This window comes from Bdellovibrionales bacterium (genome assembly GCA_019750295.1).
Classification (GTDB): domain Bacteria; phylum Bdellovibrionota; class Bdellovibrionia; order Bdellovibrionales; family JAGQZY01; genus JAIEOS01.
This window is the reverse complement of record JAIEOS010000155.1, coordinates 1-1,848: the sequence shown is the minus strand read 5'-3', so window position 1 is coordinate 1,848 and position 1,848 is coordinate 1. Positions and strand designations below refer to the sequence as shown.

The 1,848-nt window shown below is 48.1% G+C and carries 2 protein-coding genes; one reads left to right on the top strand and one right to left on the bottom strand.

Annotated features, from left to right (window positions below; genetic code table 11):
- On the top strand, positions 1-974 hold a 974-nt coding region (locus tag K2Q26_16310), incomplete at its 5' end, for a nucleotide excision repair endonuclease (protein ID MBY0317084.1).
- Between the two features lie 18 nt (positions 975-992).
- Here K2Q26_16310 and K2Q26_16305 read toward each other — a convergent pair.
- Entirely contained in the window at positions 993-1,658 is a 666-nt protein-coding gene (locus K2Q26_16305; GenBank protein MBY0317083.1) for a hypothetical protein, read from the bottom strand.
- Positions 1,659-1,848: the final 190 nt, after the last annotated feature.

The following is a 1,848-nucleotide window of genomic DNA, read 5'->3' as shown; positions in this document are numbered from 1 at the left end:
AAAAAGACAAAGCAAAGAAGGCCGAAAGTTTTCAGTACCGAATGGAACGAGACAAGCGCTTAAAACTTCCGGATGAACCTGGCGTTTATAAAATGCTATCTCAGGATGGAACCGTTCTTTATGTCGGGAAAGCGACCTCCCTTAAAACTCGCGTGAACAGTTACTTTCGTGGAATCTCTCATCGGGATCGTCGCAAGTTAGAAATGATGGCTCAAGTTTGGGACATTCAAGTGACCACTTGCGCGACTCCTCTCGAGGCCGCTCTATTAGAAAGTGATGAAATTAAAAAACTTAAGCCTCGATACAACGTCGCCTTGCGGGGGAGTCGAAAGCCGATTTTCTTTTTGGCACGAGATTTAACTTCTCTCTCCACCGAATACGATTCGGTTCATCGTATCGGTCCCATAAGAAGCATGGAGCGCCTAGAGCAGGTCCAAATGGTTTGGGGATTTCTGCAAAGTGGCGAGTGGGGCCAGCCCTTTTTCGACTTTGTAGAGCCCACCCTGATTCAATCCGGTTGGAGCGAGTTCTGCGAGCGGCACTCAATAGATCCAAAGGATTTTTTAAGTCTTCGCGACATGGTGGCCTGCGGAACTTGGTTGTGGAGGAAAAAGAAAATGCAGGCCGATGAGGTCTTAGAGAGCGAATGCGAAGCTGCGGAAGACGAGCTGAGTGCGAGCGACGTCGCAGATAAATTCGAGCGGATGTTTATCGGAGCAGCCCACACCGTTTGGCGGGCTCAGAGGATGTGGAAGCTTTTTTCCGCAAAAATTCGAATTCGCGACAAATCGGGAAAAGAATCGCAGCTTTTTATGGTCGATGGAATACTGACCGACGAAACGAAATGGAAGGAGCAGGGGCACCCAAGGAAGAGTAAGCCTCCAGTGATTGACAGTGCTATCTACGATCGTTTGAGTATCCTCTTCACTGGGATCCAGTCCTCGGAATTCCATAAAGTCGAAAGTTTTATTTAAAAAACTGAGGTTCGTGGTCTAGGGAGTGGTTAATAATCTTTCGATACGATCGGCAAGATGATTGCTGGCGATGCCGTTCACGTGCAAGCCATCCGGGAGGAGCTGATTCAGCTTATAGCGTTTTCCATCGACGTCTAAAAAACCGTCGCGGAGAATCTGTTTGACGATTTCATCAAACGGGAGAACGAAGCATTTTTTGATTCTTTCGCAGGCGTTATGAATTGCGGCGTTGATGGCCCCAGCACTTCTCTGTCGTTGCGGAGCGAGGAGAGGAACCTCCCCCAGCACTAAAGGAATCTCCAACTTAGCGGTACGTTCAATAAATCCCTTTAAAACGTCCAAGCTTTTTTCGGATTGGGGAGAAAATGAGTCCCAAAAGAAAGCATCGACCGCAATCACCACGGTTCGGTCCTCGAAGTCTTTATCGCTTAACCGAGCTACGGTATCTAAGCTGGTGCGCCCACCTTGGGCTACCGTCTTAATCTGACTTGCAGACGTGTGGCGGAGTGCGAGAATTTTTCCGGGGCTTGTGGCTAAATGTCCAGCGCTCACGCTGGCTCCTGTGATGAGCGGCTTCTCCATTATTTTTGCGATTCCTGTTTTAGGGATGCTTTTTTCCGTCGGCGGGGAATTGACCGCGCAACCCACGGTTCCAATAAAAGCCATAAATAAAAGTCCTTTCACAATTTCTCCCTCTGTTCGAAAATCAAGTGATCTATCCCAACCTTATCGTATCATTGAGATAGGGGATTCTCTTCTCAAACTGCGCATAAGTATGGAAAACTGGATCTACCAGTGCTCCATATTTTTTCTGAGCTATAAGCAAAAGCATCTCCCGATGGCAGCGTTCTCCGACGGTGCATTGGCAAACCAA